Here is a 4033-nt window from a genome sequence, read left to right as displayed (position 1 = left end):
GAACAGCGAGCAGCGCCGCAGCGATGCCCGCGATCGGTGCCGGGGCGCCGGTCGCCGCGAGGTCTCCCTTTCCACCCGGAGCCGGTGTGGTGGGCACACCGGGATCCGCCGCTTCGACCGCGACCGTCTGCGCCGCGTCATCGAGGTCGGTGTGCACCGCGACAGGGTCCCCGGTGACATCTGTGCCGACGAAGAGCCCCTCGAACGCCACCAGCACCGTGCCGGCGGACTCTGCCGTGACACGGAACGACACGTCGACCGAGCCGTCCGGAGCGGTCGGCGTGAACGTGGTCGACCCCGTGATGGCCGTCGACTCCCCGTTCGCCTTGTCCATCAGCACACCCGTGACCGTGTACTCGGTTCCCGGCGTCAGGTTGCGGTACGCGATCGTGTCGATGAGGGTTCCGCCGCCCGGAGCCAGAACATGGTCCTGGTCAGCGGCATCGACCAGCGATGTTCCGATGAACGGCTCAGGTGCTTCCGGCGCCTGCTCCACCGTGACGGTCTGCGCGAGGTCGTCGATGTCCTTGTGCTCGGCCACCGGGTCTCCGGATGCGTCCGGGCCCTCGAAGAGCTCCTCGAAGGCCACGAGCACGTCTCCGGCGAAGCCCGCCGGCACGACGAGGTTCACACCGACGGAGCCGTTCGCCGTCGTCGGGGTGAAAGTCGTCGAACCCGTGATGCCGGTCGGCTGACCGTCGGACTTGCGCACCAGCTCACCCGAGACCGTGTACTCCGTGCCGGGAACCAGGTTCTGGTAGGCGACGGTGTCGATCACTGCTCCCCCGTTCCATCCCAGCACCCGGTCGCCGTCGGCGGCGTCGACCAGCGACGTCCCGATCACCGGCTCCGCTGCACCGGGCTGAGCGGCCCATTCCACGGTCGCCTCCCCGGTCGTCTGCGTCGCCTCGGGGGCCACCAGGATGATCGACTGCGCGTGGTCGTCGGCCGTCGGCGTGCCACCCGGCACGTTCGGCACCGAGACCACCATGCCGGTGCTGCTCGATCCCTCGGCCGCGACCCGAACGGTCGCGCTTCCCGCTGCCGTCGATGCACGCAGGTCCAGATACAGCTCCTGACCGTCTACGACCGCATCGAGTGCCACGGCCGTTCCGCTCGCGTCGGTGACCGAGACGGCGGGGTCCACGGAGACGGCGACGGCGGCCTGGTTCGTGTTCACGACGAACGGCCCGACGAGGGTGCCGGCCGTCTGTGCCACACCCGGCGCCGTCACCGTGGCCGTGACCTCGAAGTCCCCCGGGGTCAGCCCCGGGTTCGCGTTCGCGCCGTTCACGAGGTACCAGTAGGCCGCCTCAGAGTCCGGCGTCTCCCACGCCCACGCGGCATCGAACGTGAGGTCGGTGTATCGCCAGATCGCGTACTGCGTGGCCTCGATCGCATCGTTCCGCGAGATCTGCGCGACCCCGGCCGCGGCTGCGAGATCTTCCAGACTCACCGCGGGGTAGCTGTGGGCGAGCACCCACAGCACCTTCCCCTGGATGGCAGGGTCCACGAAGTAGTTGCTGCCGAGGAAGCTGTCGCCGTCGCCGACGGTGCCTACCCGACCCGTCTGCGCCGTCACCTGGTTCTCGAGGCAGTACGCCCAGAGGTCCGGGTCCCCGGCCTGGACCCCTTCGGACCAGATCGGGAAGATCCCCGTACCGCTGTAGCCTTCCTTGCTGCCGATGTAGACCGAGTCCCCCGGGGCGACCTCCGCGGCCGTTGCGGCGCTGACGCCCACGGGGGCGACGAGTGCACCGAGGGCCAGCAATGCACCCGCGACCCATCCCGCCGATCGCGTCCGCGTCGTCGATCGCATGCTGCCCATCACGCGAGGCACGCGGGGTTCACCGCGGTGAAGCTGAGCGGCCCCACCCAGATGTTCTGAGGTGGCCGCTCTCCGAGTTCACGACCTGAGTTGTTCGCGACGAAGGTGAGATCGAACGCGCCGACCGTCGTCGCCGTGACCGCGATGTTCCCTCCCGAGTTCGTCGGGATGACCTCGGCGTTGGGCGCGCCGGTGAACGGGCGCCAGGGGTTGGTGCCTGTTCCTTGGCCGCGAATCCAGTCTGCGTTGTACGTACCGGACCCGGCGGACGCGGACAGGTAGACACGCTCCGCTCCGCCGAGGCCGTCCAGTGCCTGCACGCCGTCGATGTCCTTGATCTTGTAGGTCAGGTTCTCGACGTTGGTGGGCGCACCGTCCAGGGCGAAGCTGAAGGTGACTCGCTCACCCCCGCCGATGTCGCGGAGATCCATGGTCTCGAGCGACAAGCGCACGCTGGGCAGCGCCTCGTTGCCCTGCGTGCTGGAATCGAGAACGAGGTTGTTCGCCGCGCTGATGGCCATGTTGTTTGCCCCGTTGGGCGTGGCGGTGAGCGTGAGCGTGAAGTCCTTGCCGTCACCGAAGATGTCGGTCCACGTGAACACGGACGAGGTGGCGCTCAACCGTGTGTACGTGGCGGTGCTCGTGCTGACCGTCGCCGTGCAGTTCGTCGTCGATGCAGCCGCCAGCGGTGTGGCCACGGCGGCGGCGATCACGGGCAGCGACCATGCTGCTCCCTTCACGATCGTCCTGCGCGACATGCCGCGCCCCGGGACTGCTACCTCGTTTTCATTCATCTGTTCCGAATCCCCTCGATTGGACGCCGATGCCTCCGGTGTGGACGCCTGTGCGTCGATACACCTACAAGGAGTCAGACGGTCTCCGAAAGTGACGCGAGGTGGAGAAGAAAGAGCCGAAAAGGCGGAAGACGTGACGCGAATCAACTTTCCTGACCTCCTCGCGTCACCTCCGAGTCTGTTCCGACTCCTTACCGAGGGACGACAGAGAGCCCACGGAACAGAGGGCTCGACAGAGCCGGACAAGGAAACAGCATGCAGGAAGAACTCGACACTCAGGGCATCTCGCGCCGGACGCTCGTCAAGGGCGCAGCGTGGTCGGTGCCGGTCGTCGCTGTGGCGGTCGCCGCTCCGCTGGCCGCGGCATCCACCACAGCGCCGCCCGCCACGTTCTGGGCGACCGGCGCGACCGTGAGCGTCGTCAGCGGCAACGTCACCAACTTCACGGTGGAGGGCAGCGACGCGGACGGGAACCTCGCGCTGCTTCCCGCCGGTACGAGCGTGACGATCGTGCCCGACTCTGGCGTCACCCTGGCAGTCACCAACGCCATCGGCATCGTGGTGACGACGAACCCCGACGGCTCGATCACGGGCATCATCACCGCGAACGACATCACCAACATCCGCATCCAGTTCCGCCCCACGGGTGCGTCCGGATCCGGCTACGCGATCACGACCAACATCGACATCGACCCGTTCACCGAGACGATCGACGTGAAGCTGCGCTGATTCGATCAGGACGGAGATGGCCGGCCCGCCGATGCGGATCGGCCATCTGCGTTACACCGCTCCAGCCTTGACCGGCAGCCGGGCCGGAGGCGCTATCCCGCGAGGAGTCCGAGCCCGCGGATGCCGTCGACGACATTGTCGTGGTCCTGCGCAGACGGCAACCCCGACATCGTCGCGACCGCGACGACACCCACACCCTCCACGCGGATGGGGACAGCACCGCCGGCGACGGCGTAGACGGCGGGATCGAGCCACCCCGGTTCGTGCATGTCGCGCCCGCCGTTCTCGATGCGCGCTTCCAGCAGCGCGGTGCTGGTGTCGAAGCGGAGGGCCGTCGCGGCCTTCTTCTCCACCCAGGAGTCGTTATCGGCGGTCGCGCCCGGCAGCGACGCGTGGAACAGTATCCCGGACGAGGTACGCACGTCGACGGCGACCGGATGACCAGCTGCGAGTGCCCGTTCTGCGATGGCACGTCCGAGCTCCCACGCGTCTTTGCGGTCGAACCGGCGCAGGACGAGTTCGACGTGCTCGTTCTCCAGCTGGGCGAGCCTTGCGTCATCGGCCATCGGTGCTGCCTCTCGTAGGTGGTTCGAGTGAGACTGTAGCGGGCGAGGGCAGAATTCGAGGACTCCGTCGGCGGCCGGGCACGGGACCGAGGGCGCGGTCCCCCGTCGCGTCCTCT

General features: G+C 68.1%; 4 protein-coding genes. 1 reads left to right on the top strand and 3 read right to left on the bottom strand.

Annotated elements, in window-relative coordinates; translation table 11 throughout:
- Together ACNPM4_RS06665 and ACNPM4_RS06660 are read right to left on the bottom strand one after the other, a co-directional pair.
- Positions 1-1828 (bottom strand): VaFE repeat-containing surface-anchored protein (locus ACNPM4_RS06665; RefSeq protein WP_448985155.1); only part of this gene is annotated, 1828 nt, incomplete at its 3' end.
- Entirely contained in the window at positions 1828-2568 is a 741-nt protein-coding gene (locus ACNPM4_RS06660; protein WP_448985153.1) for a hypothetical protein, read from the bottom strand. The genes ACNPM4_RS06660 and ACNPM4_RS06665, both read right to left, overlap by 1 nt.
- Before the next feature lie 309 nt (positions 2569-2877).
- On the opposite strand from ACNPM4_RS06660, the gene ACNPM4_RS06655 reads away from it, so the two are divergent.
- The gene (locus ACNPM4_RS06655) at positions 2878-3351 is read left to right on the top strand and encodes a hypothetical protein (protein WP_448985151.1); all 474 of its coding nucleotides are present in this window, start codon (positions 2878-2880) and stop codon (positions 3349-3351) included.
- Between the two features lie 92 nt (positions 3352-3443).
- On the opposite strand, the gene ACNPM4_RS06650 is transcribed toward ACNPM4_RS06655, so the two are convergent.
- A complete protein-coding gene (locus tag ACNPM4_RS06650; RefSeq protein ID WP_448985149.1) occupies positions 3444-3917 on the bottom strand; it encodes a heme-binding protein in 474 nt (157 codons plus the stop codon).
- Between the last annotated feature and the right edge of the window lie 116 nt (positions 3918-4033).

It is taken from the genome of Microbacterium umsixpiens (genome assembly GCF_053543675.1).
This window is presented reverse-complemented; position numbering and strand designations above follow the sequence as displayed.